Source organism: Bradyrhizobium sp. sGM-13 (genome assembly GCF_018398875.1).
Taxonomy (GTDB): Bacteria; Pseudomonadota; Alphaproteobacteria; order Rhizobiales; family Xanthobacteraceae; genus Bradyrhizobium.
On sequence record NZ_JAGWDK010000007.1, the window covers coordinates 180,174 to 206,520 of the forward strand.

Annotated in this window: 22 protein-coding genes and 1 pseudogene; 13 read left to right on the forward strand and 10 right to left on the reverse strand. The window is 61.7% G+C overall.

Translation table 11 applies throughout. The features are described 5' to 3' along the window. Positions 1 to 105 precede the first annotated feature (105 nt). Positions 106 to 735, reverse strand: coding sequence for a glutathione S-transferase family protein (locus KJQ96_RS13085; protein ID WP_213287000.1), 630 nt, complete (start codon positions 733 to 735; stop codon positions 106 to 108). 200 nt (positions 736 to 935) lie between these two features. Between KJQ96_RS13085 and KJQ96_RS13090 the strand changes: the two genes are divergently transcribed. From KJQ96_RS13090 to drt2, 3 genes are all read left to right on the forward strand, one after another. After that, complete coding sequence (locus tag KJQ96_RS13090; RefSeq protein WP_213287001.1) at positions 936 to 1,355, forward strand: DUF6636 domain-containing protein; 420 nt, start codon at positions 936 to 938, stop codon at positions 1,353 to 1,355. Between the two features lie 21 nt (positions 1,356 to 1,376). Continuing rightward, a complete protein-coding gene (locus tag KJQ96_RS13095) occupies positions 1,377 to 1,646 on the forward strand; it encodes a hypothetical protein (RefSeq protein WP_213287002.1) in 270 nt (89 codons plus the stop codon). A gap of 133 nt (positions 1,647 to 1,779) precedes the next feature. Beyond that, on the forward strand, positions 1,780 to 3,060 hold the full coding sequence (drt2, locus tag KJQ96_RS13100) for an antiviral reverse transcriptase Drt2 (protein ID WP_213287003.1): 1,281 nt from the start codon (positions 1,780 to 1,782) through the stop codon (positions 3,058 to 3,060). Between the two features lie 5 nt (positions 3,061 to 3,065). Here drt2 and KJQ96_RS13105 read toward each other — a convergent pair. The 8 genes and pseudogenes from KJQ96_RS13105 to KJQ96_RS13140 all read right to left on the reverse strand — a co-directional run. Continuing rightward, positions 3,066 to 3,247, reverse strand: a pseudogene (locus KJQ96_RS13105) (glycerol kinase); the annotation flags it as partial. Positions 3,248 to 3,466: 219 nt separating this feature from the next. Then, the gene (locus KJQ96_RS13110) at positions 3,467 to 4,060 is read right to left on the reverse strand and encodes a GNAT family N-acetyltransferase (RefSeq protein WP_213287004.1); all 594 of its coding nucleotides are present in this window, start codon (positions 4,058 to 4,060) and stop codon (positions 3,467 to 3,469) included. A gap of 6 nt (positions 4,061 to 4,066) precedes the next feature. Next, the gene (gene glpK / locus KJQ96_RS13115; RefSeq protein ID WP_213287005.1) at positions 4,067 to 5,569 is read right to left on the reverse strand and encodes a glycerol kinase GlpK; all 1,503 of its coding nucleotides are present in this window, start codon (positions 5,567 to 5,569) and stop codon (positions 4,067 to 4,069) included. A gap of 219 nt (positions 5,570 to 5,788) precedes the next feature. Beyond that, positions 5,789 to 6,562 (reverse strand): SDR family NAD(P)-dependent oxidoreductase, encoded by a 774-nt coding sequence (locus KJQ96_RS13120; protein ID WP_213287006.1) that lies wholly within the window; start codon positions 6,560 to 6,562, stop codon positions 5,789 to 5,791. Between the two features lie 155 nt (positions 6,563 to 6,717). Beyond that, positions 6,718 to 7,857 (reverse strand): pimeloyl-CoA dehydrogenase small subunit, encoded by a 1,140-nt coding sequence (gene pimD, locus KJQ96_RS13125; RefSeq protein WP_213287007.1) that lies wholly within the window; start codon positions 7,855 to 7,857, stop codon positions 6,718 to 6,720. A 188-nt stretch (positions 7,858 to 8,045) separates the two neighbouring features. Beyond that, complete coding sequence (gene pimC / locus KJQ96_RS13130) at positions 8,046 to 9,236, reverse strand: pimeloyl-CoA dehydrogenase large subunit (RefSeq protein ID WP_213287008.1); 1,191 nt, start codon at positions 9,234 to 9,236, stop codon at positions 8,046 to 8,048. Positions 9,237 to 9,419: 183 nt separating this feature from the next. Then, entirely contained in the window at positions 9,420 to 11,108 is a 1,689-nt protein-coding gene (pimA, locus tag KJQ96_RS13135) for a dicarboxylate--CoA ligase PimA (protein WP_213287009.1), read from the reverse strand. A gap of 142 nt (positions 11,109 to 11,250) precedes the next feature. Beyond that, positions 11,251 to 13,347 carry a 3-hydroxyacyl-CoA dehydrogenase NAD-binding domain-containing protein gene (locus tag KJQ96_RS13140; RefSeq protein WP_213287010.1) on the reverse strand — a complete coding sequence of 699 codons (2,097 nt, stop codon included), beginning with the start codon at positions 13,345 to 13,347 and terminating at the stop codon, positions 11,251 to 11,253. A 167-nt stretch (positions 13,348 to 13,514) separates the two neighbouring features. Between KJQ96_RS13140 and KJQ96_RS13145 the strand changes: the two genes are divergently transcribed. From KJQ96_RS13145 to KJQ96_RS13185, 9 genes are all read left to right on the forward strand, one after another. Next, positions 13,515 to 14,378 carry an IclR family transcriptional regulator gene (locus KJQ96_RS13145; RefSeq protein ID WP_213287011.1) on the forward strand — a complete coding sequence of 288 codons (864 nt, stop codon included), beginning with the start codon at positions 13,515 to 13,517 and terminating at the stop codon, positions 14,376 to 14,378. 69 nt (positions 14,379 to 14,447) lie between these two features. After that, complete coding sequence (locus KJQ96_RS13150) at positions 14,448 to 15,245, forward strand: ABC transporter ATP-binding protein (protein ID WP_213287012.1); 798 nt, start codon at positions 14,448 to 14,450, stop codon at positions 15,243 to 15,245. Then, positions 15,242 to 15,955 carry an ABC transporter ATP-binding protein gene (locus KJQ96_RS13155; RefSeq protein ID WP_057841098.1) on the forward strand — a complete coding sequence of 238 codons (714 nt, stop codon included), beginning with the start codon at positions 15,242 to 15,244 and terminating at the stop codon, positions 15,953 to 15,955. Before KJQ96_RS13150 ends, KJQ96_RS13155 begins: the two co-directional genes overlap by 4 nt. Positions 15,956 to 15,967: 12 nt before the next feature. Next, the gene (locus tag KJQ96_RS13160) at positions 15,968 to 16,846 is read left to right on the forward strand and encodes a branched-chain amino acid ABC transporter permease (protein ID WP_057841099.1); all 879 of its coding nucleotides are present in this window, start codon (positions 15,968 to 15,970) and stop codon (positions 16,844 to 16,846) included. A gap of 2 nt (positions 16,847 to 16,848) precedes the next feature. Then, entirely contained in the window at positions 16,849 to 17,865 is a 1,017-nt protein-coding gene (locus KJQ96_RS13165) for a branched-chain amino acid ABC transporter permease (RefSeq protein WP_213287013.1), read from the forward strand. A gap of 237 nt (positions 17,866 to 18,102) precedes the next feature. After that, complete coding sequence (locus tag KJQ96_RS13170) at positions 18,103 to 19,332, forward strand: ABC transporter substrate-binding protein (protein ID WP_213287014.1); 1,230 nt, start codon at positions 18,103 to 18,105, stop codon at positions 19,330 to 19,332. A 160-nt stretch (positions 19,333 to 19,492) separates the two neighbouring features. Continuing rightward, positions 19,493 to 20,719: an ABC transporter substrate-binding protein gene (locus KJQ96_RS13175; protein ID WP_213287015.1), complete on the forward strand. Its 1,227-nt coding sequence runs from the start codon at positions 19,493 to 19,495 to the stop codon at positions 20,717 to 20,719. Between the two features lie 130 nt (positions 20,720 to 20,849). Continuing rightward, the gene (locus tag KJQ96_RS13180; RefSeq protein WP_213287016.1) at positions 20,850 to 22,139 is read left to right on the forward strand and encodes a glycerate kinase; all 1,290 of its coding nucleotides are present in this window, start codon (positions 20,850 to 20,852) and stop codon (positions 22,137 to 22,139) included. 179 nt (positions 22,140 to 22,318) lie between these two features. Then, positions 22,319 to 24,466: an EAL domain-containing protein gene (locus KJQ96_RS13185; protein WP_213287017.1), complete on the forward strand. Its 2,148-nt coding sequence runs from the start codon at positions 22,319 to 22,321 to the stop codon at positions 24,464 to 24,466. 146 nt (positions 24,467 to 24,612) lie between these two features. On the opposite strand, the gene KJQ96_RS13190 is transcribed toward KJQ96_RS13185, so the two are convergent. Beyond that, positions 24,613 to 25,131, reverse strand: a complete 519-nt coding sequence (locus KJQ96_RS13190) for a MarR family winged helix-turn-helix transcriptional regulator (protein WP_065747524.1) — start codon at positions 25,129 to 25,131, stop codon at positions 24,613 to 24,615. A gap of 172 nt (positions 25,132 to 25,303) precedes the next feature. Between KJQ96_RS13190 and KJQ96_RS13195 the strand changes: the two genes are divergently transcribed. Next, on the forward strand, positions 25,304 to 26,344 hold the full coding sequence (locus tag KJQ96_RS13195; RefSeq protein WP_213287018.1) for a branched-chain amino acid ABC transporter permease: 1,041 nt from the start codon (positions 25,304 to 25,306) through the stop codon (positions 26,342 to 26,344). The last annotated feature ends 3 nt before the right edge of the window (positions 26,345 to 26,347 follow it).

Here is a 26,347-nt window from a genome sequence, read left to right on the forward strand (position 1 = left end):
CCACCCTACGGGGCCAGCGGCTGCTGAACAAATCGCGAAAACAACCCCATGCAAAGTAGGATTGGGCCTAACTCCGCGGCCGTGGCCGGGCACGGCCCATCCAGCTCAATCGCCGCTCGGCGGGGCTAACGGCTGCACGATTTCTTTAAACGGCGGCAGCGCCTCGCAAGTAGCGGAATGCGCTTTCAGCGCCCGATAGCTGGCGTCGAACAACTCCGGATGCGCCTCGCCGACGAAGCGCAGCACGCAGGCGACCGCGATGTCGGCGTGTCCGGCGCGTTCGCCGAACCAATACGGCGTTTTGACCGCGGCGCGCTCCTTCTCCAGCACCTCCAGCACGCCGGCGATCTGCGACTTGCAGCGCTCGACCCACAGATCGAGCTGCTCCTTCCGCAGCACGCGCTCGTAGAGCAGGCTGACGCCCTTGTCGCCGAGCCCCATCGCCAGCGCCGCGACCCGCAAATGCCGCCGCCGCGTCTCGCCGCTTCGCGCAATCATCGCCTTGTCGGGGCCGACGAGATCGTCGAGATAATCGAGGATCATCGCGCTCTCGATCAGCGCCTCGCCATCATCGAGCACCAGCGTCGGCACCCGTCGCAGCGGGTTATAGGCTGCGATCTTGTCGGCGTCGCCGAAGGTCGACCACGGCTTGTGCTCGAAGGCGATGCCATAGAGCCGCATAGCGATGGCGACGCGGCGGACAAAGGGGGAGTCGAATTGGCCAATCAGGATCATGGTTTCTCACTCGTCATTGCCGGGCAAAAGCGCGAAGCGCGTCCACCCGAACTCGACCCGGCAATCCATCCTCTTCGAAAGATTTTTTTGAAGATTGATGGATGCCCGGATCAAGTCCGGGCATGACATGCGGGGTCGGGGTTGCGCTATGCGTCATCCTAAGTACGTTGAGGCGTATTGCAACTCAGGAGTCACTCATCATGCGTGGTATGCGACCAGTTCTCCTCACGCTGTGCCTTCTGATTTTCCCCGACCTCGCCCACGCCCAATCCGGCCCGACCGGCTTCCAGTCGCCATCCAAAAACATCGCCTGCAAATATTTCGACTACGACAAGCAGAACGTGCTCCGCTGCGACCTCAGCGTCATGGAAACCAAGCCGCGGAGGCCTGCCGATTGCGAGCTCGACTACGGCCAAGCCTTCGAGATGAACGCCAAAGGCCCCGCCGCCCGCATCTGCCATGGTGACACCGTGATGGACAAATCACTGCCGGTGCTGGCCTACGACGAGGTCTGGCAGCGCGGGGGATTTACGTGCAAGTCGGAGCAGGCAGGCGTGACCTGCTTCAACACCGACCGGCGCGGGTTTTCGCTGGCGAAGGCGAAGCAGGAGGTGTTTTGAGGAGGCGATCAGGCTTTGCTCGTGATCGATTCCACCATGAGCGGATACTGCGCCCACGAATCAGTTCGCTCAAAGCCCCATCAATTCGTAATCAAGCAAAAAAAGAGGCTCTACACAGCAAAAAACCTAGAGCTGCATATTGAAGTAGCGCAATCCGAACCTAAATCAACCTTGCCCTCGCGCAAGGCGAAGGGGGAAGGCGTAACTTCCGTCAAGTCCAATGGCCAAGGCCATGAACTTGCCGGCATGGATTGCAAGCGTGACAATCACGCGACCAATGAAGTGCATTGAGTTATATCCTTCAACATTATAGCTCACCGAGTATCTTGCGGACGGCGATGACAAGCCGAGACTAAGTTGGTTTCGGAGGGGACAAAGGTGGACGCGTACCTGCGCCCCTCCGAACTTGCTACGAGAGAAAAACATGTTACGGCGTCGCAAGCTCCGTGTAGGCGGCTGGTACGTCAAGAAGCCATTTGCTCATTTTGACCTACCTTTGACCTATGAGGCAGCGCTCTCAAGGGTACAGGACAAGCAATTCATTATAGAGCGGTCTTTTTGGCCGCTAATCGGATTTGTCGACAGCAAGAGAAAATTCAAAAAAGAGGCTGGAACGTCGATAGTAAGCACGAAGGATAGACCCCTCCGCTACTGCTCGCACGTCGATGGTTACATTCATTCTTTCTATGCCCAGCAAATTATCCCCAGATACGAGGAATTCCTAGCCAAACACAATCTAAGTGATGTCGTTATTGGTTACCGCAAGGGAAGGGGCACGAATGTCGATATGGCCAAAGCCGCATTCGACGAAATCAACCGTCGAATCTCCTGCTGTGCGATCGCTCTCGATATCAACTCTTTTTTCGATAGCATCGACCATAATGTTCTAAAGCAAAATCTCTGCGAGGTCCTTGGTGAGGTTCGGCTGCCCCTTGACTGGTTCAAAGTCTACAGATCGATGACGCAGTATTCTTGGGTGGATATTTCGGATCTTTCCGAGCGATTGAACTTCGAAAAGGACAATCCACCGCGGCCGATTTGCTCGCCCGAAATCTATCGAAAAATAGTTCGCGGTGACGACGGCAAGCATGTCTCGTTAATCAATCGAAACAAAGAAGGATTTGGGATCCCGCAAGGGTCCCCTCTGTCTGCGGTCCTATCTAATATTTACATGACGCGTTTTGATCTTGCCTGTGTAAAGCAATTTGCGACTACCGGCGTTTTTTATAGACGATATTCCGACGACATACTCATTATCGGCAGCCGGGAAACGGCTAAGGAGGCGCTGGATTTCATAAAGATAGAGGTTGCCAAACTTGGCTCCTCGATGAAAATCAACGACAGCAAAACTGAAGTGTCCGAATTTGAACGTCTCGCCTCAGGCGTATTTGAATGCGATAGGCCGATGACCTATCTTGGCTTAACATATGACGGGCAACGTGCGCTGCTTCGGGGGCGTACGATTTCTCGGTACTATCGCCGGATGACTTATGCGACGCGTCAAACTATTCGGTCCGCGAAAAAATCCGGCTCAGGAAAAGTTTTCCTTCGAGGTATCTATAGAGACCTAACTCATCTCGGTCGGCAAAATTTCTACACGTATGCAAAAAAGGCAAGCGCCATATTAGGCGATGACTCTCCTGTAAGGCAGTTGCGTCGGCATTTCAGAATACTCCAACGAAAATTGCTATCGAGAGGAAGATAACTTCCTTACCCCTCCCCTTCATCGCTCGCCAGCACGCCCTCCTTGCCCAGCCCGCGAGCTTCCGCTCCCGCGTCGCCTCGCTCATTGCCGGCTTGAAGCGGTGTTCGAGGCGCCAGTTGTCAACGAACTTGGCCGGCTCGGGATAGACGCCGGCGGTCAGCCCGGCGAGATAGGCGGCGCAGACCGCCGCGAGTTCTAGCTGGCGCGGGCAAAGCAGAAGGTGTTTTTAGGATTATCGAACCAATTCTAGAACTTTAGATGTCCCTCGAAGCACTTTTACTCCATTGGAATCATCGATAAGCTCTGCAGTTGTAGCAAGGGGGACCACTTGTTGGACGTAGCTCCGATTGGCGTAGGCTCCTGCCCCTAACTTCTCTCTATCTCCTCACTCAATCACCGGCACATGTCACTCAATCACCGGCACATGCTGCGCAACCTCGCGCGGTGCGGTGCCGTCGAGCCGCGGATCGTCGACGACCTCAATCTGCCGTCGGAACGCACGAAACCCCGAGCGCTGGTAGAACGCGAGCGCAGCGGGGTGGTCAAAGGTGCAGGTGTGCAGCCAGACGCGGTTGATCGGTCGCGACCATGCGAGCTCCAGCGCGCGGTTCATCAGCCAGCGGCCGGCGCCGGTGCCGACCAGTTTTGCGGTGACACCGAACATGCCGATCTCGCATTGATCGGGCCCGCGAAAATCCAGCTCTAACAGACCCTCGTCGCGGCCGTTATCGACCAGTGCGTAGACTTCGAGCTGCGGCGAATGGAGCCGTGCTGCGAGTTCGGCATCGGGCATCTGTATTCGCGAGAACCACAGCCATTCCTCGCCGACGCGACGATAGAGATCGCGAAACCAATCGAGCGGCGGCATCTCCACCCGACGCAGCGACCAGGCTCGGGGCGGATCGGAACGCGGCGCAGGCCGTTCAGTCATCTCCAGATGCGTGACGACGGCCGCGATCTTGCCGGCAGCGATGTCGGAGTAACCATCAGGCACTATCAACTGACATCACTCCCCTTCATCGCTTGCCAGCACGCCTTTCACCGCCCTCGCCCAACCTGCCAGCTTCCGCTCGCGCGTCGCCGTGCTCATCGCCGGCTTGAAGCGGTGTTCCAGCCGCCAGTTGTCGGCGAACTTTGCCGGCTCGGGATAGACCCCGGCATTCAGCCCGGCGAGATACGCCGCGCCCAGCGCCGTGGTCTCCTGGATCATCGGGCGATCGACAGGTGCGTCAAGCAGATCAGCTAGGCGCTGCATGGTCCAGTCGGAAGCGGTCATGCCACCGTCGACGCGGAGCACGATGTTGGCGGCGGTTGCGTCCGGCCAGTCGGCGCGCATCGCGGCCCAGAGGTCGAAGGTCTGGTAACAGACGCTTTCCAGCGCCGCATGCGCGAGTTCGGCCGGACCGGTGTTGCGGGTCAGGCCGAACAGCGCGCCGCGTACGCGCGGATTCCAGTACGGCGCGCCGAGGCCGACGAAGGCGGGCACCAGATAGACGCTTTGCATGGAATCGGACTTGTCGGCGAGCGGGCCGGTTTCGGATGCCTGCTTGATGATGCCGAGGCCGTCGCGCAGCCATTGCACCGCCGAGCCCGCGACGAAGATCGAGCCTTCGAGCGCATAGGTGCGCTTGCCGTTCAATTGATAGGCGATGGTGGTGAGCAGCTTGTTCTTCGAGGCCACCGGCGTGGTGCCGGTGTTGAGCAGCGCAAAGCAGCCGGTGCCGTAGGTCGATTTGATCATGCCGGGCGTGAAGCAGGCCTGGCCGATGGTTGCGGCCTGCTGGTCGCCGGCGATGCCGGAGATGGCGATCGAGCCGCCGAACAGGTCGGGCATGGTTTCGCCGAACTTGGCGGAGGAATCCTTGACCTCGGGCAGCATCGAGCGCGGCACGCGCAGGATTTTCAAGAGCTCGTCGTCCCAGTCGCCGGTGTGGATGTTGAACAGCAGCGTGCGCGAGGCGTTGGTGGCGTCGGTGACGTGCACGTTGCCGCCGGTCAGCCGCCACAGCAGGTAGCAATCGACGGTGCCGAACATCAGTTCACCGCGCCCGGCGCGTTCGCGCGCGCCCGGGACGTGATCGAGGATCCATGCGACTTTGGTGCCGGAGAAATAGGGATCGATGATCAGGCCGGTCTTGGCCGAGATCGTGGGCTCGTGGCCTTCGCTCTTTAATTTGGCGCAGATGTCCGCGGTGCGGCGGTCCTGCCAGACAATGGCGCGGTGCACCGCCTGGCCCGTCGCGCGGTCCCACACCACCGTGGTCTCGCGTTGGTTGGTGATGCCGATCGCGGCGATGTCCTGCGCTTTCAGTCCGGCCTTTTCCAGCGCCTCGCGGCAGACCTGTAACGTCGAGGTCCAGATGTCCTCCGGCTCATGCTCGACCCAGCCCGACGCCGGGAAATGCTGCGGGAATTCCTGCTGCGCCGTGGCGGCGATGGAAATATCGCTGCGAAACACCATGGCGCGCGAGGACGTGGTGCCCTGATCGATGGCCAGCACAAAGGACATGACGCTGCTTCCCCGAAGGATTGTTGGTTGCGCAGAGGCAATCCGATCGGGAGGCGAAGGTCAATATCTCCGTCGACCCTGCGAAAGATCTTCGTCGTCCCTGCGAACGCAGGGACCCATACCGCGTTGCTTCCTCGGCTCAAGCTTAGATGGCAGACGCTTCCTGCACCAATGAGCGCCGGTGGTTATGGGTCCCTGCGTTCGCAGGGACGACAGGACCTACACCGCCGCCGTGGTCACGCCGCCGTCCACCACGATGGTCTGGCCGGTCATGAAGGTGGAGGCATCGGAGGCGAGGTACGCTACGGCGCTTGCGATTTCATCCGGCTCGCCGATCCGGCGCAGCGGCGTGGTGGCGGTGCGGCGTTTGAGGAGGTCGGCGTCTTCCCACAGCGCGCGGGCGAAATCGGTTTTGACGAGGCCCGGCGCCACACAGTTGACGCGAACGCCCTTTGGGCCCCATTCGCCGGCAAGGCTGCGGCAGAGTGCGAAATCCGCCGCTTTCGAAATGCCGTAGGCGCCGATCACGGTCGAGCCGCGCATGCCGCCGATGGACGAGATGATCACCACCGAGCCGTTGCCGCGCTCCGCCATCTGCGGGATCGCCAGCGCGCAGAGCCAGATGTTGCTCTTGACGTTACTGCCCATGATCTTGTCGAAGGCCTCGTCCTTGATATCGAGCAGCGGACCGTAATAGGGGTTCACCGCTGCGTTGCAGACGAGGATATCGACCTTGCCGTAATGTTTTGTCGTGCCCGATATCAATGCCTCTACTTCCTCGCGGCGCGAGATGTTGCAGGGGATGACATGGGCGTCGCCGCCGGCCTTTTTGATGCCTTCGGCCACTTCGTGGCAGGCATCCGCCTTGCGGCTGGAGATCACGACCTTGGCCCCGAGTTTTGCCAGCAGTTCGGCGGAGGAACGGCCGATGCCGCGGCTGGAGCCGGTGATGACGGCGACTTTTCCGGTGAGATCGAACGGGGTGTTTTTCATTGTTGTTGTCTCCGCATGCTGCGCACGCGCCGCTGTCATCGCCCGGCCTTGTGCGCAATTGCGCACTGGGACCGGGCGATCCAGTACGCCGCGGCGTCAGTGATGATTGAAAGTTCTCTGGAATACGCGGAGGATGACAGTCTGAATGCTGGGAACTACACCAGCCCACCTTCCGCGACACGGCGGAGGTGGTAGTCGGTGTCGCCGAACGTATTCTCGATCATGGTCAGGCGCTTGAAGTAGTGGCCGATCTTGGCTTCCTGGGTCATACCGATGCCGCCGTGGAGCTGGATCGACTGCTGGCCGATGAACTTTCCGGATTTCCCGATCTGCACCTTGGCAGCGGCAACCGCGGTCGCGCGCTCCTTGGCGTCTTCGAAATCGGCCGCCATGGTCGCGAACATCGACATGCTGCGGGCCTGTTCGAGGGCGACGAACATGTCGGCGGCGCGATGCTGCAGGGTCTGAAAGCTGCCGATCGGAACGCCGAACTGTTTCCGCGTCTTGAGATACTCGACGGTCGTCTTCAGCGATTCATCCATCGCACCGACGGCTTCCGCGCACATCGCAGTGCGGGCTTCATCGACCACGCGCTCGATCAGCGGCAAGCCGTTCTCGGGATCGCCGATCGCAGCGTCGCTGCCAACCTCGACACCGGTGAAGGTGATGTCGGCGGCATGCAGCCCGTCCTGGGTCGGATAGCCCTTGCGGGTAACGCCCTTGGCATTCGCCGGCACGAGGAACACACCGATGCCCGTCTTGTCGCGCCGGCTGCCCTTGGTGCGCGCGGTCACGATCAGCGTGTCGGCATTCTCGCCGTTGAGCACGACGAATTTTTCACCGTCTATCACGTAAGCCCCGTCCTTCTTCTTGGCCGTGGTCGAGACGTCGGCGAGATCGTAGCGCGAGTTCTTCTCGAGCTGCGCGAAAGCAAAGGTCTTGCTGCCGTCGATGATCCCGGGAATGTGCGCGGCCTTCTGCTCGGCCGAGCCGCCATGGCGCAGGAAGCCGCCGCCGATCACGACGGTGGCGAGATACGGCTCCAGCACCAGCGCCCTGCCGAGCGCTTCCATCACGATCATGGTTTCAACCGCGCCGGCGCCGAAGCCACCGTCGGCTTCCGCGAACGGCAGGCCCAACAGGCCCTGCTCGGCGAGCTTGCCCCAGACGGCCTTGCTCCAGCCGCCCTTCTCCTTCTGGTACTTCTTGCGCGCATCGAAATCGTAGGAATCGGTCAACAGACCGTCGATGCTCTCCTTGAGAAGGCGCTGCTCCTCGGACAAATCAAAATCCATGTTGTTTTCTTTCTCCGGCTAACCAAATTCGTCGTCATGCGCGGGCATCCGCGCCCCACCCTCAGTCGTCATCCCCGCGAATGCGGGGATCCAGTATTCACCGGCGTTCTTCGTGAATCACGACCGCCGCGGCGTACTGGGTCCCCGCTTTCGCGGGGACGACGTGCATTGTTGTGGCGCTACCTTGCCTACAGCCCTAGCACCGCCTTGGTGATGATGTTGCGCTGGATCTCGTTGGAGCCGCCGTAGATCGAGACCTTGCGGTTGTTGAAGTAGCTCGGCGCGATCTGGGCGGTCCAATCCATGGTTTCGTTGGAGGCGTCGTCGCCGTGCTCGTCGTAAGGCGCGGCGAACGGGCCGATCACTTCCATCAGAAGTTCGGTGGTGGTCTGCTGGATTTCCGAACCCTTGATCTTCAGGACCGAAGACGCCGGGTTGGGCTTGCCCTTGCCGTGCTTGCCCTCGTCGGCAACGACGCGGAGCTGCGTCAGTTCGAGCGCCTTCAGCTCGATCTCGCAGGCCGCCAGCTTCTCGCGGAAACCCTGGTCTTCCAGTACCGGCTTGCCGTTCTGCTCGACCTTGGAGGCGAGCTCCTTGATGCGGCGCAGCCGCTCCTTGGAGACGCCGACGCGGGCGATGCCGGTGCGCTCGTTGCCGAGCAGGAACTTTGCGTAATCCCAGCCCTTGTTCTCCTCTCCGATCAGGTTCTCGACCGGCACCTCGACGTCGTCGAAGAACACTTCATTGACCTCGTGGCCGCCGTCGATGGTCTCGATCGGCCGCACCGTGACGCCCTTCGACTTCATGCTGAACACGATGAAGGAAATGCCCATCTGCTTCTTCGCTGACGTGTCGGTGCGGCACAGGCAGAAGATCATGTCGGCGTGCTGGGCCAGCGTGGTCCAGGTCTTCTGGCCGTTGATGATGTACTTGTCGCCCTTGCGCTCGGCCTTGGTCTTCAGCGAGGCGAGGTCAGAACCCGAGCCCGGCTCCGAGAAGCCCTGGCACCACCAGTCGTCGACATTGGCGATGCGCGGCAGATAATATTGCTTCTGCTTCTCGTTGCCGAAGGTGTAGATGACCGGGCCGACCATGCTGACGCCGAAGGCGAGCGGCGCCGGCGCCGGATGCATCTGCAGCTCTTCGTTGAAAATGTACTGCTGCACCGAGCTCCAGCCAGTGCCGCCATATTCCTTCGGCCAGTGCGAGACGCCCCAGCCCTTCTTGTTCAGGATGCGCCACCAGGCGACCATCTCGTCCTTGGAGAGGTGACGGCCCTCGACCATCTTGCGCCGCGTTTCCGGCGGTACGTTGTCCCTGAAGAAGGCTCTGACTTCTTCACGAAACGCGATTTCTTCCTTGCTGAAAGCGAGATCCATCAGATCCTCCTGTGAGCGAATGAATTGCATCCGTTGTAACGCGAAACTCTTTCTTTCGTCGTCCCTGCGAACGCAGGGACCCATAACCACCGGCTTCTGTAACTCGCAAAGCCGTCTCCCCAAGTGCCTCAAGCCAGGCCGCGGCGTATGGGTCCCGGCTCAAGGCCGGGACGACGGCGGAGTTTAGGAACGACCTCCTGATACGACTTGCTGTTTCGATGGCGCAGCCTGAGAAGGCTGCTGCATGCGCAATTCGTGGCGCGACAGCTTGCCGACCGGCGTGCGCGGCAATTCCGTGACGAACTCGACGGCGGCCGGCAGCTCGTGCTTGCCGAGCTTGCCCGCGAGGAAGCTGCGCAGCTCATCGATGGTGAACGGCTTGGCGCTATCACGCAGCCTGATGAAGGCTTTCGCCGCCTCGCCGCGGTAATCATCGGGAATTCCGATCACGATCACTTCCTGCACGGCAGGGTGCGTATAGATCGCCTGCTCGATCATCTGCGGATAGACGTTGAAGCCGCCGGAGATAATCATGTCCTTCTTGCGGTCGACCAGATAGAAATAGCCATCGGCGTCCATGTAGCCGATATCACCGGTGAGAAAACGGTCGCCGACAAAGGCTTCCGCAGTTTCCTTCGGCCGGTTCCAGTATCCCTTGGTGACGTTCGGGCCGCGGATGCGGATTTCGCCGGTTTCACCCACCGGCATCAACTTGGTCGGATCCTCCAGCGACACCACGTCCATCTCGATGCCGGGCAGCATCAGGCCGATCGAGCCCGGCTTATCAGGCCCCTCCTTCGGGTGTGCGGTGCCGGGCGAGCAGGTCTCGGTCATGCCCCAACCGCTCTTCAGCTTCATGCCGACCCTCTGCTCCAGGATCCGCGCGACTTCGACCGGCAGCGGTGCGCCGCCCGAACCAACGCTGACCAGCGAGGACAGATCGCGCTTGTCGAGGTCCGGCAGCGCCGCGATCGCGATCCACATGGTCGGCACGCCGGGGAAAAAGGTGGCGCGCTTGACCTCGATATCGCGCATCACGGCCTCGACGTCGAAACGCTGATGCAGCGAGATCAGATTACCGCGCCGGATCGACGACAGCAGCACCACCGTCAGCGCATAGATATGGAACAGCGGCAGCACGCAGATCACGCGCTCGATCGCATTGCGCTCGGCGCGCGACGGCTTGCCCCAGACGTCGTAGATCGACACCGCCGACGTCAGATTGCCGTGGCTGAGCATCGCGCCCTTCGGCAATCCGGTGGTTCCGCCGGTATATTGCAGCAGCGCGACGTCGTCGGCCGAGATCGCGGGCCATTGCACGGGCCTTGCCGCACCGTCGGTGAATTGCTGGTAGGTGACGATTTTCGGATTAACCGGCAGCGCCGTCTGCGGCGTCCCGACCTTGCCCCAATGATCGTCCTCGCAAACGATCAGGCAATCGAGCAGTCCGTGAGCGAGAAATTTCAGCGCAGTCGGCAACAGCGCCGACAGATTGCTTGTAACCAGCACGCGCGCGCCCGAATCCGTGAGCTTGTGCGACAGCGCGATCTCGCCATCGAGCGGCGACAGATGCACGACGCGGGCGCCGGCCTTCAGCGCACCGAAGAAACTGATCGGGTGATCGGGCGAATTGCCGAGGAACAGCGCGACCGAACTGTTCTTGCCGTACCCCGCGCGGAGGAAGGCGCTTGCGGCGGTCTCCACCAACGCTTCGAGTTCGCCGTAGCTGATCGGCCGGTCGCGGAATTCGATGGCCGGCCGCGAGGCGAACTCGGCGGCGGCTGTCGACAATAGATCCGGCAGCGTGCCGCGCGCGATCTGATCGTCCCAGCGGACGCCTTCCGGATAGAACTGCTCGCCGGGGTGGGTCATGGATGCGCTCAGCGGAAGCCGTCATTCCGGGGCGCGCGGAGCGCGAACCCGGAATCTTGAGATTCCCCGATGCGCAATGCGCATCTGAGGTCTGGTGCTGTCGCACCATCCCGGAATGACGTGTGGCAAGAGCAGTGACCCATCAAGCCGCCTTCGACTGCGCGGCCAGCGACGCAAACGTCTTGCCTTCTGCGGCGAGGCGCTTGAGCAGCGGGGCCGGCTCGAGCGACGGATCGTTGGTCTCCTTCGCATAGTACGACAGCCGGTCGGCAATATGCTTCAGCCCGACCTGATCAGCATAGAACATCGGGCCGCCGCGATAGATCGGCCAGCCATAGCCATAAAGCCAGATCACGTCGATGTCGCTCGGCCGCGCCGCGATGCCTTCCTCCAGGATGCGCGCGCCCTCGTTGATCATCGGGTACATCATGCGCTCGAGGATTTCGTCGTCGCTGACGACGCGCTTCTTGCGGCCCATCCGCTGCAAGGTCTCATCGATCAGCTTCTCGACTTCCGGATCAGGCAGCGGCGCGCGCGAGCCGCCTTCATATTTGTAATAGCCCTTGCCGGTCTTCTGGCCGAAGCGGCCCGCCTCGCACAGCGCGTCGGCGATTTCCGACTTGATGCCGCGGTCCTTGCGCGAACGCCAGCCGATATCGAGGCCAGCGAGATCGCTCATCGCGAACGGGCCCATCGGCATGCCGAACTTCGTCACCACGGCGTCGACCTGCTGCGGCAACGCGCCTTCGAACAAGAGCTTCTCCGACTGCTTGCCGCGCTGGGCCAGCATGCGGTTGCCGACGAAGCCGTCGCAGACGCCGACCACGGCCGGCACTTTTGCGATCTTGCGCGCGATCGACACCGCGGTGGTCAAGGCATCCGGCGCGGTCTTGTCGGCACGGACGATCTCGCACAGCTTCATCACGTTGGCCGGCGAGAAGAAATGCATGCCGAGCACGTCCTGCGGACGCTTCGTCACCTTCGCGATCTCGTCGATGTTGAGATAGGAGGTGTTGGAAGCCAGCACCGCGCCGGGCTTGGCGTATTTATCGAGCGCCTCGAAGACCTCCTTCTTGACCGCCATGGTCTCGAACACCGCTTCGATCACAAGGTCAGCGTCCTTGACGTGCTCGAGACCGACCTTGCCATCGATCAAGCCCATGCGCTTGGCCGGCGCATCCGCTGGGATGCCACCGCGCGCCGCGGTCGCCTCGTAATTCTTCTGCATCACGCCCATGCCGCGCTTGAGCTGCTCTTCGCCGGTCTCGATCAGCGTCACCGGGATACCGGCGTTGGCAAAGGACATTGCGATGCCGCCGCCCATGGTGCCGGCGCCGATAATGGCGACGCGTTCGACCGGGCGCGGCTTGGTGCCATCAGGCACGCCGGCGATTTTTGCGGCTTCGCGCTCGGCGAAGAACGCGTAACGCTGCGCCTTGGACTGGTCGCTGGAGACCAGCTTGAGGAAACCTTCACGCTCCTTCTTCAACCCTTCGTCGAACGGCAGCTCGATCGCGGCGCGCACCGCATCGGCCGCGGCGAACGGCGCTTCCAGCCCGCGCGCCTTCTTGGTCAATGCGGCGACCGCGTTGGTAAAGATCGAGATGTCGGCCTTGGCGGCTGCGAGTTTTGAGTCATCGTCGCGCAGCTTGCGCAGCGGGCGCTTCTCCGCCAGCACCTTCAGTGCAAAGGATTCGCCACCCGACGCCGGCCCCTCGACGATCTCCTCGATCAGGCCGTTCTTGAGCGCCTCCGCCGCGCTGATCGGATCGCCGCTGACGATCATCTTGACCGCCAGCTCGGGCCCGACCGCGCGCGGCAGGCGCTGGGTGCCGCCGGCGCCCGGCAGCAGGCCGAGCTTCACCTCGGGCAGGCCGAGGCGAGCGTCCTTGGTGGCGACGCGATAGTGGCATGCCAGCGCGACTTCGAGACCGCCGCCGAGCGCCGTGCCGTGAATGGCAGCAATGATCGGCTTCGGCGACTTCTCCATGAGATCAAGCACCTCGGCCAGGCCCGGTGGCTTCGGCGGCTTGCCAAACTCGGTGATGTCGGCGCCGGCGATGAAGGTGCGGCCGGCGCAGGTCAGCACGATGGCCTTCACTTCCGAATCCGCGATCGCGCTCTTCATGCAGTCGAAGATGCCGCCGCGCACCGCGGCACTCAGCGCGTTGACGGGAGGACTGTTGACCGTGACGATGGCGATGACGTCATGACGCTCGAGTTTTACCACTTCGCTCACGGGACTCTCCCTGGATCGTTTGTTCTTGGATACCGCCCAACTTGCGTTGAGTAGCTACGGCCATTTCATCAATTTCGCACTGCGAAATTTAATTCCACATCTTGACAGGGAGGGTTATTTTGAAGCACGTCCCTTGTCAACGAGCTCATCAGCAGCAGTAGCGGGTAATGAAACGTCCAGGGAAGAAAGTGGCGACTGATCGCAGCTTCGTCGTCGCGCTCTCCCGCGGACTCGATGTGTTGCGCGCATTCCAACCCAATGACGGGCTTCTTGGCAATCAAGAACTCGCCGCCCGTACCAAACTGCCGAAGCCAACCATTTCCCGGCTGACTTACACCCTGACCAAACTCGGCTATCTTACACCCGTTCCGCGTTTCGAGAAGTATCAGCTCGCGCCATCAGCCATGGCGCTGGGGTATGCCGCCCTTGCCAATCTCAGCGTTCGGCATTTGTCCGAGCCTTATCGCGAAGCCCTGATGCGCGAGACCGGTGGCGCCGTGGCCGTCGGCGGGCGCGACCGTCACAGCATGATCTATTTCGGCCAGAGCCGCACCGGGCTGCTCGGTGTGCAGCTTGACGTCGGCTCACGCGTTCCGATCGCGACCACCGCGATGGGACGGGCCTATCTCTGGGCCCTGCCCGACGACGAGCGCGCCTCACTATTGCGCGAACTGCGCGACCACTACGGCAATCGCTGGCCCAAAATGCGCGACGGCATCGAGCGCGCGGGCGAAATGCTCGCCCGTCACGGCTTCACTATCTCTGCCGGCGAATGGCAGGACGATGTGCACGCCGTAGGTGTGCCGCTGAAGCTCAGCGACGGAACCGGACCGTATGCCTTCAATTGCGGTGCGCCCGCTTTCCGTTTCACGGAAGATCGTTTGATCAACGACATTGGACCTCGCCTTGTCACGATGGTAAGGAACATCGAAGCAGCGCTGGGCGGCGCAGCACCGCAATCAAAAAAATCAGAGAACAAGAAGTTGAAAGCAGGAGGAAGAGTTGCACGTTTGGCCGAGGGGATCAGATAGCCTTCACCATGACCGGCAAAAACATTTGCGCGGTCATTCCCGCTCCGTGATCAGGGCGGGCAGGACGCGATGACGCAGCCACAGCTCGCGCAGGGCAATGCTCCCCTGCTCGCGGTCCGCGACGTCAGCGTCGTGTTCGGCGGCATCATCGCGCTCAACGGTGTGTCCTTTGACATGCATAAGGGAAACATCCTCGGGCTGATCGGACCGAACGGCGCCGGCAAGACGACACTCTTCAACTGTCTGTCCCGCCTCTATCAGCCGAGCACCGGCGACATCCTGATGGAAGGCGTCAGCATCCTGACGCGCCCGGCGCACAAGATCGCGGAGATCGGCATCGGCCGCACTTTCCAGAACGTCGCGCTGTTTCCCAATTTGTCGGTGCTCGACAACGTCCGCGTCGGCTGCCACGCGCGCTCCTCCAGCGACATCATCTCCGACTCGATCAAACTCCCCTGGGTTCGCCGCGGCGAGGTCGAGATCAACAAGAAGGTGCAGGAGATCCTCGCCTATCTGCATCTCGAGGATGTTGCCCATACCATCGTGTCCGGGCTGCCGTTCGGCACCCAGAAGCGCGTCGAGCTGGCGCGCGCACTGGCCGCGGATCCGAAGATCCTGCTGCTCGACGAACCCGCCGGCGGCCTCAACCATGAGGAAGTCCATGTGCTTGGTGACCTGATCAAGCGCATCAGGGACGAACGGCACATGACGGTGCTGCTGGTCGAGCACCACATGGGTCTGGTGATGTCGATCGCCGATCATGTCGTGGCGCTCAATTTCGGCCGCAAGCTTGCCGAGGGAACGCCGGCCCAGGTCCAGGCCGATCCTGACGTCATCAAGGCCTACCTGGGGAGCAAGGACCAATGACTGCGATGCTCAATGTCAGGGACCTGCGCGCCTATTACGGCCAGGTCCAGGCCCTTCACGGCCTCTCCTTCGCCCTAAACGAAGGCAGCCTCACCACGCTGCTCGGTGCCAACGGCGCCGGCAAGACCACCACCCTGCGGGCAATCTGCAACATGGTGCGCTCGACCGGCGCGATCGAGTTCGAGGGCAAGCCGCTGTCCGGCAAGTCGACCGAAAACGTCGTTCGCCTCGGTATCGCGCATGTGCCGCAGGGCCGCGGCACCTTCACCACCATGACGGTGGAGGAGAACCTGCAGCTCGGCGCCATCACCCGCACCGACAAGAAGAACATCGTCGCCGACATCGAGCGGATGTACGAGCACTTTCCCGTACTGAAGGAACGCCACACCCAGCAGGCCGGCACCCTGTCGGGCGGCGAGCAGCAGATGCTGGCGGTAGCGCGTGCGCTGATGCTGCGGCCGCGGCTGATGTTGCTGGACGAGCCGTCGTTCGGCCTCGCTCCGCTGATCGTGCGCGACCTGTTCAAGATCCTCGGCAAGATCAACCGTGAGGACAAGGTCACCATCCTCGTGGTGGAGCAGAACGCGCAGCTCGCGCTGGAGCTCGCCGACCAGGCCTATGTGATCGAAACCGGAAAAATCGTGATGTCGGGGAACGCGAAGGAAATCGCGAGCAACGAAGACGTCCGCAAATCCTATCTGGGCTACTGAGGAGCTGGGACGATGGAATTGTTCACCAACCAAGTCCTGGCCGGCATCGCCACGGGCGCGATCTATGCCTGTATGGCGCTCGCGGTGGTCATGATCTACCAGGCGATCGACCATCTGAACTTCGCCCAGGGCGAAATGGCGATGTTCTCGACCTTCATCTCCTGGCAATTGATGCAGTGGGGCGTGCCCTATTGGTGGTCGTTCCTGCTCACGCTGGCGATTTCGTTCGCCGGCGGCATCCTGATCGAACGCCTCCTGTTCAAGCCGCTTGCGAAAGCGCCGGTGCTGACCAACGTCGCCGGTTTCATCGCGCTGTTTGCGATCGTCAACTCGGTGGCCGGCCTGACCTGGGACTTCACCATCAAGCAATATCCGACCCCGTTCGGCTCCTCGCCGTTCCTCGGCAGCCAGCTGATCTCGACCCACCAGGTCGGGATGATCGGCGTCACTCTCCTGATGCTGATCGGGCTCTACCTGTTCTTCCAGTTCACCCGGATCGGCCTTGCCATGCGTGCAGCGGCGGCATTGCCGGAATCGGCGCGGCTGGTCGGCGTCAACACCTCCTGGATGATCGCGCTCGGCTGGGGCATGGCCTCCGCGATCGGCGCCGTCGCCGGCATCCTGATCGCCCCGGTCGTGTTCCTCGAACCGAACATGATGGGCGGCGTGCTGGTGTACGGTTTCGCCGCTGCCGTGCTCGGCGGCCTTAGTTCGCCGCTGGGCGCCGTCATGGGCGGCTTCCTGGTCGGCGTCTTCGAAAACCTCGCCGGCACCTACATCCCCGGCGTGGGCAATGAACTGAAACTGCCGATCGCGCTTGCGCTGATCATCACCGTCCTGGTCTTCAAACCTGCCGGTCTCTTCGGCCGAGCCATCGTCAAGCGAGTCTGATCATGAGCGTAGCTGCAGAAGACACCGTCACAGAAGCCCCGGCCGTCGAAGCTGTTCCGAAGCGCGCCATGACGCTGGGCACCGGCACCTCGCTGGTGATCCTGGCGGCGCTGCTTGTAACGCCGGTATTCGTGAAGAACTTCGTCGTCTTCCAGATGACGATGGTCATGATCTACGGGATCGCGGTGCTGGCACTCAACATCCTGACCGGCGGCAGCGGGCAGTTTTCGCTCGGCCAGAGCGCGTTCTATGCGCTCGGCGCCTATACGTCGGCGGTCCTGATGGAAAACGCCAACATGAACTATGCGCTGACGCTGCCGATCGCGGGGCTGGTCTCGTTCGGTGCCGGCTACCTGTTCGGCAAACCCGCGTTGCGGCTTTCCGGCATCTACCTCGCGCTAGCCACCTTCGCGCTGGCGGTCGCCATGCCGCAGCTCCTGAAGCTGCATTTCCTCGAGCATTGGACCGGCGGCGTTCAGGGCCTCACCGTCATGAAACCCGATGCGCCGTTCGGCTTGCCGATCGGTCAGGACAAGTGGCTCTATTACTTTACGCTGGCGATCTCGGTCGCGATCTATGTCGGGTCAGTCAACCTGCTGCGCTCGCGCTCGGGCCGCGCCCTCATGTCGATCCGCGACAACGAGATCGCGGCTTCCGCCATGGGCGTCGACGTCGCCCAGTACAAGACGCTTGCCTTCGGCGTATCTGCGGGCATCACCGGTATCGCCGGCGGGCTCAGCGCCATCGTCGTGGCGTTCGTGGCGCCCGACAGCTACACGATCAACCTGGCCATCGCGCTATTCCTCGGCATGGTGGTCGGCGGCGTCGGCTGGCTGCCGGGCTCGTTCGTGGGCGCCGCCTTCATCATCTTCGTGCCCAACATCGCGGAGAGCATCTCAAAGGGCCTCTCCGGTGCGGTGTTCGGCGTGCTCTTGTTTATTGTCATCTTCCTCGTGCCGCATGGCGCAAGGCAGGTCGCAATTGTTGCGCAGCAGATGCTCGGTAAGTTGAAGAACTAACCTCGCGCCGCAGGATCTGTTCGGCTGACATCATCAGCGGCGAACTCGGCCATTAACCAATATTCCGCGGGGCGGTAGTTTCCCGGAGCATCCGACTAAATATCGCCCTCCGCGACGCCGTCGCGGGGGGCTTTTTGTTGCTGGACGCAGCCGAAAGGTATTCAATGAAGCCCAAGAGCCGCCAAGCGCTCCAATCAAAAACAATGACACAGTCACCGATCCTAGGGAGATCAAAAAATGTCCGCCATCAACTTGCGTTTGGGGGCCTTTGCGGCCGCCCTCGCATTGCTTGCTGCGACCAGCAGCGGCGCACTCGCGCAGAAAAAATACGACACCGGCGCCAGCGATACCGAAATCAAGATCGGCAACATCATGCCTTACAGCGGACCGGCTTCCGCTTACGGCGTGATCGGTAAAACCGAAGAGGCCTACTTCAGGAAGATCAACGCCGAAGGCGGCATCAATGGCCGCAAGATCAACTTCATCAGCTATGACGATGCGTACAGCCCGCCGAAGACAGTGGAGCAGGCCCGCAAGCTGGTGGAGAGCGATGAAGTGCTCCTCGTCTTCAATCCGCTGGGCACCCCGCCGAACACGGCGATCCAGAAGTACCTGAACAGCAAGAAGGTGCCGCAACTGTTCGTCGCGACCGGCGCCACCAAGTGGAATGATCCGAAGGACTTTCCCTGGACGATGGGTTGGCAGCCCAACTACCAGAGCGAGTCGCAGATCTACGCCAAGTACATCCTGAAGAACTACCCGAACGCCAAGATCGGAATTCTTTATCAGAACGACGACTACGGCAAGGACTACCTGAAGGGCTTCAAGGACGGGCTCGGCGCCAAGGCCGCATCGATGATCGTCCTTGAGGAGAGCTACGAAGTCTCTCAACCGACGATCGACTCCCACATCGTCAAGCTGAAGTCGAGCGGCGCCGACGTCTTTTTCAACATTACCACGCCGAAGTTCGCGGCTCAGGCGATCAAGAAGAATGCCGAGATCGGCTGGAAGCCAGTGCACTTCCTCAATAACGTCTCGGCCTCGATCGGCAGCGTGATGAAGCCGGCCGGGTTCGAGAACGGGCAGGACATCATCTCGTCGCAATACTTCAAAGATCCAACCGACGCGCAATGGAAGAACGATGCCGCGATGAAGGCATGGAACGAGTTCCTGGATAAGTATTATCCGGAAGCCAACCGGGCCGATGCATCTGTGATGTACGCCTATATCGTCTCTCAAGGCTTGGTGCACGTGCTAAAGGCCTGCGGCGACGACCTGACCCGCGCAAACGTCATGAAGCAGGCGGCCAGCATCAAGGACCTCGAACTCGGTGGCCTGCTGCCTGGGGTCAAGGTCAACACGTCGCCGACCGATTTTGCTCCGCTGTCGCAATTGCAACTGATAAGGTTCAAGGGCGAGAATTGGGAACGCTTCGGCGAAATTCTCTCGGGCGACGTCGGCGGCTGACCTGGCTGCGAGCTCTGTTTAAGATGCAGCCCCTGCGGCTTCTGCCGCAGGGGCCTTTTTATTGTGACGCCTTTGGCAAGATGCTAATCACGACGCTGTCAAAAGAGCCTCGTCAAGAGGCCCGACAGTTACATTAAGAAATGAAAAGGGAGAGACAGAAGTGTCCACAATCAAAAAACTTGCGGTGGTTTCGACCGCGTTTGGATTGCTCGCGGCAAGTTCGAGCGGCGTTCTCGCACAGAAAAAATACGATCCCGGTGCGAGCGACACTGAAATCAAGATCGGCAATATTATGCCCTACAGCGGGCCAGCTTCCGCTTACGGTGTGATCGGCAAAACCGAAGAGGCCTATTTCAGGAAGATCAATGCCGAGGGCGGCGTCAACGGTCGAAAGATCAATTTCATCAGCTATGACGACGCCTACAGCCCGCCGAAGACCGTGGAGCAGGCACGCAAGCTGGTCGAGAGCGATGAGGTCCTGCTGGTCTTCAACCCGCTTGGCACCCCGCCGAACACGGCGATCCAGAAGTACCTGAACAGCAAGAAGGTGCCGCAACTGTTCGTCGCCACCGGCGCCACCAAGTGGAATGATCCGAAGAGTTTTCCGTGGACGATGGGCTGGCAGCCGAACTACCAGAGCGAAACGCAGATCTATGCCAAGTACATCCTGAAGGAGAAGCCGAACGCCAAGATCGGGATCCTCTATCAGAATGACGACTACGGTAAGGACTATCTGAAGGGCTTCAAGGACGGCCTTGGCGCCAAGGCTGCGTCGATGATCGTCCTAGAGGAAAGCTACGAAGTCTCCGAGCCGACCATCGACTCGCACATCGTCAAGCTGAAGGCGTCCGGCGCCGACGTGTTCATCAACATCACCACGCCGAAGTTTGCGGCGCAGGCGATCAAGAAGAACGCCGAGATTGGCTGGAAGCCATTGCACTTCCTCAACAACGTCTCGGCCTCGATCGGCGCCGTTATCAAGCCGGCCGGCATGGAGAACGCGCAGGACATCATCTCGTCGCAGTACCTGAAGGACCCGACGGATGCACAGTGGAAGAATGACGCCGGATTGAAGGCCTGGAACGAGTTCCTGGACAAGTACTATCCGGAAGCCAACCGCGCCGACGCGAATGTCATGTTCGGCTACACCGTTGCCCAGGGTCTGGTGCATGTGCTGAAGGCCTGCGGTGATAACCTCACCCGCGAGAACGTCATGAAGCAAGCGGCCAGCATCAAGGATCTCGAACTCGGCGGCCTGCTGCCGGGCATCAAGGTCAACACGTCAGCGACCGACTTTGCCCCGATCTCCTCCGTGCAATTGATCAAGTTCAAGGGCGACACCTGGGAACGCTTCGGTGAAATCCTGTCCGGCGACGCCGGCGGCTAGTCATTTTGAAGTCTGATCGGCCCATTTGCGGGCCGGGAGACCCCCCGCGGCCCGTCTGCGGGGGTTTTCTTTTGCAACGATTGGATGGATAACCAGACCTCCCGTCCCGTTAGCAGCCTCGTAGCAGATCATGACCGACCGACGTTCCCTCTTGCGTTCGATCTTTGATGCGGCCGTTGCGGCCGCGCATCCCGACGTCGTGCTCTCGGCGCATCTGCGTCCCGCGCCCAAGGGCAAGGTGATCTGCCTCGCCGCAGGCAAGGGCGCGGCAGCGATGGCGGCCGCGGCGGAACGGCACTACCTCGATACGCTTGGCCTCGATCCGTCGCGGCTGACCGGCCTTGCCACCACGCGCCACGGCCACGGCGTGCCGACGCGGCGCATCAGGGTCGTCGAAGCCGGCCATCCCGTGCCCGACGAAGCCGGCCTGAAAGCCGCCGACGAGACGCTGCGTCTTGCCGCGGAGGCGACTGCGGACGACCTTTTGCTGGTGCTGTTGTCCGGCGGCGGCTCGGCAAACTGGATCGCACCCGCAGATGGCGTTCCGTTCGCACAGAAGCAGCAGGTAAACCGCGCGCTATTGCGCTCGGGCGCGCCGATCGGCGAGATGAACGTCGTGCGCAAGCATCTGTCGCGGATCAAGGGCGGCCGGCTGGCCCGCGCCGGGCAGCGCGCCGCCGAGATCGTGACGCTTGCGATCTCCGACGTACCGCACGACGATCCGTCCGCGATTGCATCGGGACCGACGGTACCGGACGCCTCCACGCTGGCGGACGCCCGCGCCCTGGTCGCAAAGTATAATCTCACGGTCGACGATGCCATCAGGCGCGCGCTCGACGATCCCAGGAACGAGAGCTGCAAGCCCGGCGATCCCGCCTTTGCCCGCGCGCAATTCGAGATGATCGCAAAACCGAAGGCTTCTCTCGACGCGGCGATCAAGGTCGCGAAGGATGCAGGGTATGAGGTTGTTGGCCTCGGCGCGGATCTCGAAGGCGAGGCGCGCGAGGTGGCGGCCGATCATGCGCGACTGGCGCTGAAAGCACAGAGCGAGGGCAAACGCATCGCGATCCTATCGGGCGGCGAACTCACGGTGACCGTGCGCGGCAATGGCCGCGGCGGTCCCAACCAGGAATATGCGCTGGCGCTGGCCGATCTTCTGAAGGATACGTCCGGCATTGTGGCGCTGGCCGCAGACACCGACGGCGCCGACGGCGGCGCCGGCAGTGCGACCGACCCGGCTGGCGCTTTGATCGATGAGGCGACGTTCGCGAAGATGAAGTCGCTCGGCCTCGATCCTGCGGCCTATCTCGCCAACAACGATGCGACCGCGTTCTTTTCAGCCACCGGCGATCTCCTGCTGATCGGCCCGACCCTCACCAACGTCAACGACGTCAGGGTGATCCTGGTGGACCCGGCGTAGATCGCCGGGGCAGTTGCCGGAGCCTCGCACGCGCCGTAACGGCATTAACGCTTTGTTGAGCAGTTTGCGAGGAACCCGCGCGCGGTTTGCCTCTCTCGAAGGTGCGATTCACCAGCCTGGCTTCTAATGGCCGTTCTCCTGCAGGAGGAGAGTCGCCAGTGGCGGCTGGGGAACGCTCTATGACGGATCACATCGCGACAACCGCGCCGCGGTCAGCGCATTTGAGTGCTCGGCTGGAGGACGCGATCAACCATATGTCGCTCGGAATCGTCGTATTCGACGAGAAGCGCGAGGTCGTTTTCTGCAACCGCCGCTACACGGAAATGTACGGGCTCTCGCCTGAACAGGTGAAGCCGGGAACACCGACACAGGAACTGATCCGGCACCGGCTGAAACTCGGACTGAAGGTGCAGGTCGCGGTCGATGATTATATCCGTGAGCGCGTCGGTCGTGACATCGCACTCGACACCACGGTGCAGGAGTTCACCGACGGCCGGATCGTCGCCTACACCGTCTACCCGATGCCGGACGGCGGCGGGATGGCGACCCACGAGGACATCACCGAGCGGGAAGCGCTCAATGCCCGGCTGAAGAAACAGTACGAGCTCGGCAAGGAGCAGGAAGAGGCCCTGCGCGTCAGGAACTTCCAGTTCGACACCGCGATCAACAACATGTCGCAGGGGCTTTGCTTCTTCGATTCCGACCACCGCCTGATCGTCTGCAACGATCGCTTCGTTACGATGTACGACATTGCGCCCGAGCGCGTCAGCCCCGGCATGTCGCTGGTCGAGATCGTCGACCTGCGCTTCGAAGCCGGCAGCTTCCCTGCCATGACGCGCGACGAATATCTGCAATGGCGCACCAACGTGGCGGTTTCCAATGAAGCGAAAGACAGCATCGTCGAGTTGAAGAACGGGCGTACCTTCAAGATCCGGCACCGCCCCATGCCCGGCGGCGGCTGGGTCGCCACGCATGAGGACATCACCGAGCAGCGCCAGTCCGAGGTCAAGATCGAATACATGGCGCATCACGATGCGCTGACCGATCTTGCCAATCGGGTGTTGTTGAACGATCGGCTCGAGTATGCGCTGGGCAGGGTTTCGGACGGGGAAATGGTGGCCGTCCATCACCTCGATCTCGATCAGTTCAAGGCCGTGAACGATACGTTCGGCCACCCCTGCGGCGACAAGTTGCTCAGGAGCGTCGCCGAACGGTTGCGCCGGCTCGTCGGCGATTCCGACACGATCGCGCGAATGGGCGGCGATGAATTCGTCATCGTGCAGGCCGCGATCTCGGACCCCGCCGATGCCACTTCGCTGGCGCAGGGCGTCATCGATGCGCTGAGCGAGCCCTATGAAATCGACGGCCAGCAGGTCGTGATCGGCGTCAGCATCGGCATTTCGGTCGGTCCCGGCGACGGATCGAACCCCGACAAATTGCTGCGCAATGCCGACCTCGCACTCTACCGCGCCAAGAGCGACGGCCGCAGCACGTTTCGCTTCTTCGAGCCTGCGATGGATCTGCAGATGCAAACCCGCCGCATCATGGAGCAGGATCTGCGCAAGGCCCTGCCGGCGGGCGAGTTCGAGCTGCATTACCAGCCGGTCGTCAATCTGGCGAGCAAGGAAATCAGCGGCTTCGAGGCGCTGATACGCTGGAATCATCCGACCAAGGGATTGATCTCGCCGGCCGCCTTCATCCCGCTGGCCGAAGAGATCGGCTTCATCGTGCCGATGGGCGAGTGGGTCATCAGGAAGGCTTGTGCCACCGCCGCGCAATGGCCCGACAACCTTCAAGTCGCCGTCAATATTTCAGCGATCCAGTTTCGCAGTCCCGGCCTGATGCAGGTGATCGTCGGTGCGCTCGCCGCCTCCGGTCTCGCGCCGACGCGGCTGGAGATCGAAATCACCGAGAGCGTGTTGCTCCACAACAAGGAAGCGACGCTCGCGCTGCTGCATCAGTTGCGGGCGCTCGGAATCCGGATCGCCATGGACGATTTCGGCACCGGTTATTCGTCGCTGACCTACCTGCAGAGCTTTCCGTTCGACAAGATCAAGATCGACCGCTCGTTCGTCAAGAACATCACCGAGAATTCGAGCTCGCTCAACATCGTGCGCGCGGTTGCCGCGCTCGCCAATGGCATGGGCATGACGGCTACCGCCGAGGGCGTCGAAACGGCGGAGCAACTCCACAGCATCGCATCCGAGGGATGCACGGAAATGCAGGGCTTCCTGTTCAGCAAGCCGCTTCCCGCCGCCGAGATCGAGCGGCAGTTTTTGTCGGGACGCGGGCCGCGAGAGGCTCAAGGCCGTATCGTCGCGGCGTGAGGGCTCCCCATACCGTCATTCCGGGGCGATGCGAAAGCATCGAACTATGGTGCGCAATTGCGCACCTGAGAATCTCGAGATTCCCCGATGTGCAATTGCACATCTGAGGTCTGGTCCTTCGGACCATCCCGGAATGACAACGTCCCTCAAAACTCCGCCGCGATCTTCGACAGCATTTCGAGCAGCGCGACGCGGTTGGCGGGACCCAGCAACTCGTTGAGGCGCGCCTCGTGCTTGCTGGCAACGAGCTTCTTGGCGCGCGCCAGCACCGCCCTTCCCTTCTCCGTCAGAACCAGGATGTGCGAGCGACGGTCGTTGGTCGAGCGCATCCGGGCACAGAGGCCGCGGCTCTCCAGCGCATCCAGCATCGAGACGAAATTCGGCCTGAGGATGCCGAGCGTGTTGGCGATTTCGGTCTGGTTGCGCCCGGGATTGCGATCGAGCAACAATAGCACCGAGAATTGCGCCGGCGTCAGTTGCAGCGGCGCGACACAGCGCAGGAAATCCTCGAATACCTTGAGCTGCGCGCGCTTGAGCGAATAGCCGAGCAGGTCGGCCAGCTCGCCCAGTTGCAGCCCGGCATTCTCCGCGGCGCCATCGGCGATTTCCTTGCCGTTGCCGCGCGACGACTTGACGACATCGGTCGCTGCCTTGGAAACTGTCATGGCGTGAGGCTCGCCCCCAAAAAGGCTCGTCGGGTGACCGGGCCTTGATGTTATATTTAATAATTGTTATTGGATATATCAAATATCGGCGTCTTTCAACTGCCGAGATATGGGACGGCCGGCGGACCGTGCGAGGTCAGGACCGGCGACGCTTTTAGGGGGAGCGCCAGTCTTGAATACGACGATCATGCTGTTCCTGCTGCAGGACGGCATCACCAATGGCGCGATCTATGCGCTGCTCGGGCTTGCGCTGGTGCTGGTGTTTGCCGTCACCCGCGTCATCCTGATCCCGCAGGGCGAGTTCGTGACCTTCGGCGCGCTGAGCTACGCCATGCTCGCAACCGGTCAGGTGCCGGGCACTGCAAAGCTGGCGATGGCCATGGGCGTCGTCGCCTTCGGCCTCGACCTGTTTGAGGCACGGCGATCGTTACGGCCGAGGCGGGTCGCGCGCGCCTTTGCCCTCAACATCGCTCTCCCCGCCGCGATCCTGGCCCTGACCTACGGCCTTGCCGGTCCCAAGACCCCGATTGCAGTCAACATCGCGCTGTCGCTGTTGATCGTCGCGGCGATCGGGCTGTTCCTCTACCGCATCGCGTTTCAACCGATCGCTCATACCTCGGTGCTGGTGCTGCTGATCGCCTCTGTCGGCTGCCATCTTGCGCTGCAGGGCCTGGGGCTCGTGTTCTTCGGCGCCGAGGGCCTGCGCGGGCCGGCGCTGTCGAATACCGCACTGACGATCGGCCCGCTGCGCTTCACCGGCCAGAGCCTTGCGGTCTACGGGCTGACGGTCGCCTTCATCGTCGCGCTGTGGCTGTTCTTCGGCTTCACGCTGATGGGCAAGGCGTTGCGCGCTACCGCCGTCAACCGCCTCGGCGCCCGCCTCGTCGGCATCCGCACCACGCTATCGGGGCAGATTGCTTTCCTGCTGGCATCCATCATCGGCGCGATTTCCGGGATCCTGATTGTGCCGATCACCACGCTCTATTACGATACCGGCTTCCTGATCGGCCTGAAAGGTTTTATTGCCGCGATCATCGGCGGATTGGTCAGCTATCCGCTGACGGCCGTCGCAGCCTTGCTGGTCGGCAGCGTCGAAGCGTTCTCATCGTTCTACGCCAGCAATTTCAAGGAGGTCATCGTCTTTACGCTGATCCTTCCCGTGCTGGTGCTGCGCTCGCTCGCAGCGCCCGCGGTCGAGGAAGAGAAGGATTGACGG

Excerpts from the sequence above, each read along its gene's own strand:
- KJQ96_RS13145 (WP_213287011.1), top strand. The coding sequence starts at position 13,515 with ATGAAACGTCCAGGGAAGAAAGTGGCGACTGATCGCAGCTTCGTCGTC.
- KJQ96_RS13170 (WP_213287014.1), top strand. The coding sequence starts at position 18,103 with ATGTCCGCCATCAACTTGCGTTTGGGGGCCTTTGCGGCCGCCCTCGCA.
- KJQ96_RS13185 (WP_213287017.1), top strand. The coding sequence starts at position 22,319 with ATGACGGATCACATCGCGACAACCGCGCCGCGGTCAGCGCATTTGAGT.
- KJQ96_RS13190 (WP_065747524.1), bottom strand. The coding sequence starts at position 25,131 with ATGACAGTTTCCAAGGCAGCGACCGATGTCGTCAAGTCGTCGCGCGGC.
- pimD (WP_213287007.1), bottom strand. The coding sequence starts at position 7,857 with ATGGATTTTGATTTGTCCGAGGAGCAGCGCCTTCTCAAGGAGAGCATC.
- KJQ96_RS13085 (WP_213287000.1), bottom strand. The coding sequence starts at position 735 with ATGATCCTGATTGGCCAATTCGACTCCCCCTTTGTCCGCCGCGTCGCC.
- drt2 (WP_213287003.1), top strand. The coding sequence starts at position 1,780 with ATGTTACGGCGTCGCAAGCTCCGTGTAGGCGGCTGGTACGTCAAGAAG.
- KJQ96_RS13120 (WP_213287006.1), bottom strand. The coding sequence starts at position 6,562 with ATGAAAAACACCCCGTTCGATCTCACCGGAAAAGTCGCCGTCATCACC.
- KJQ96_RS13180 (WP_213287016.1), top strand. The coding sequence starts at position 20,850 with ATGACCGACCGACGTTCCCTCTTGCGTTCGATCTTTGATGCGGCCGTT.
- KJQ96_RS13150 (WP_213287012.1), top strand. The coding sequence starts at position 14,448 with ATGACGCAGCCACAGCTCGCGCAGGGCAATGCTCCCCTGCTCGCGGTC.
- pimC (WP_213287008.1), bottom strand. The coding sequence starts at position 9,236 with ATGGATCTCGCTTTCAGCAAGGAAGAAATCGCGTTTCGTGAAGAAGTC.
- glpK (WP_213287005.1), bottom strand. The coding sequence starts at position 5,569 with ATGTCCTTTGTGCTGGCCATCGATCAGGGCACCACGTCCTCGCGCGCC.
- pimA (WP_213287009.1), bottom strand. The coding sequence starts at position 11,108 with ATGACCCACCCCGGCGAGCAGTTCTATCCGGAAGGCGTCCGCTGGGAC.
- KJQ96_RS13090 (WP_213287001.1), top strand. The coding sequence starts at position 936 with ATGCGTGGTATGCGACCAGTTCTCCTCACGCTGTGCCTTCTGATTTTC.
- KJQ96_RS13155 (WP_057841098.1), top strand. The coding sequence starts at position 15,242 with ATGACTGCGATGCTCAATGTCAGGGACCTGCGCGCCTATTACGGCCAG.
- KJQ96_RS13165 (WP_213287013.1), top strand. The coding sequence starts at position 16,849 with ATGAGCGTAGCTGCAGAAGACACCGTCACAGAAGCCCCGGCCGTCGAA.
- KJQ96_RS13160 (WP_057841099.1), top strand. The coding sequence starts at position 15,968 with ATGGAATTGTTCACCAACCAAGTCCTGGCCGGCATCGCCACGGGCGCG.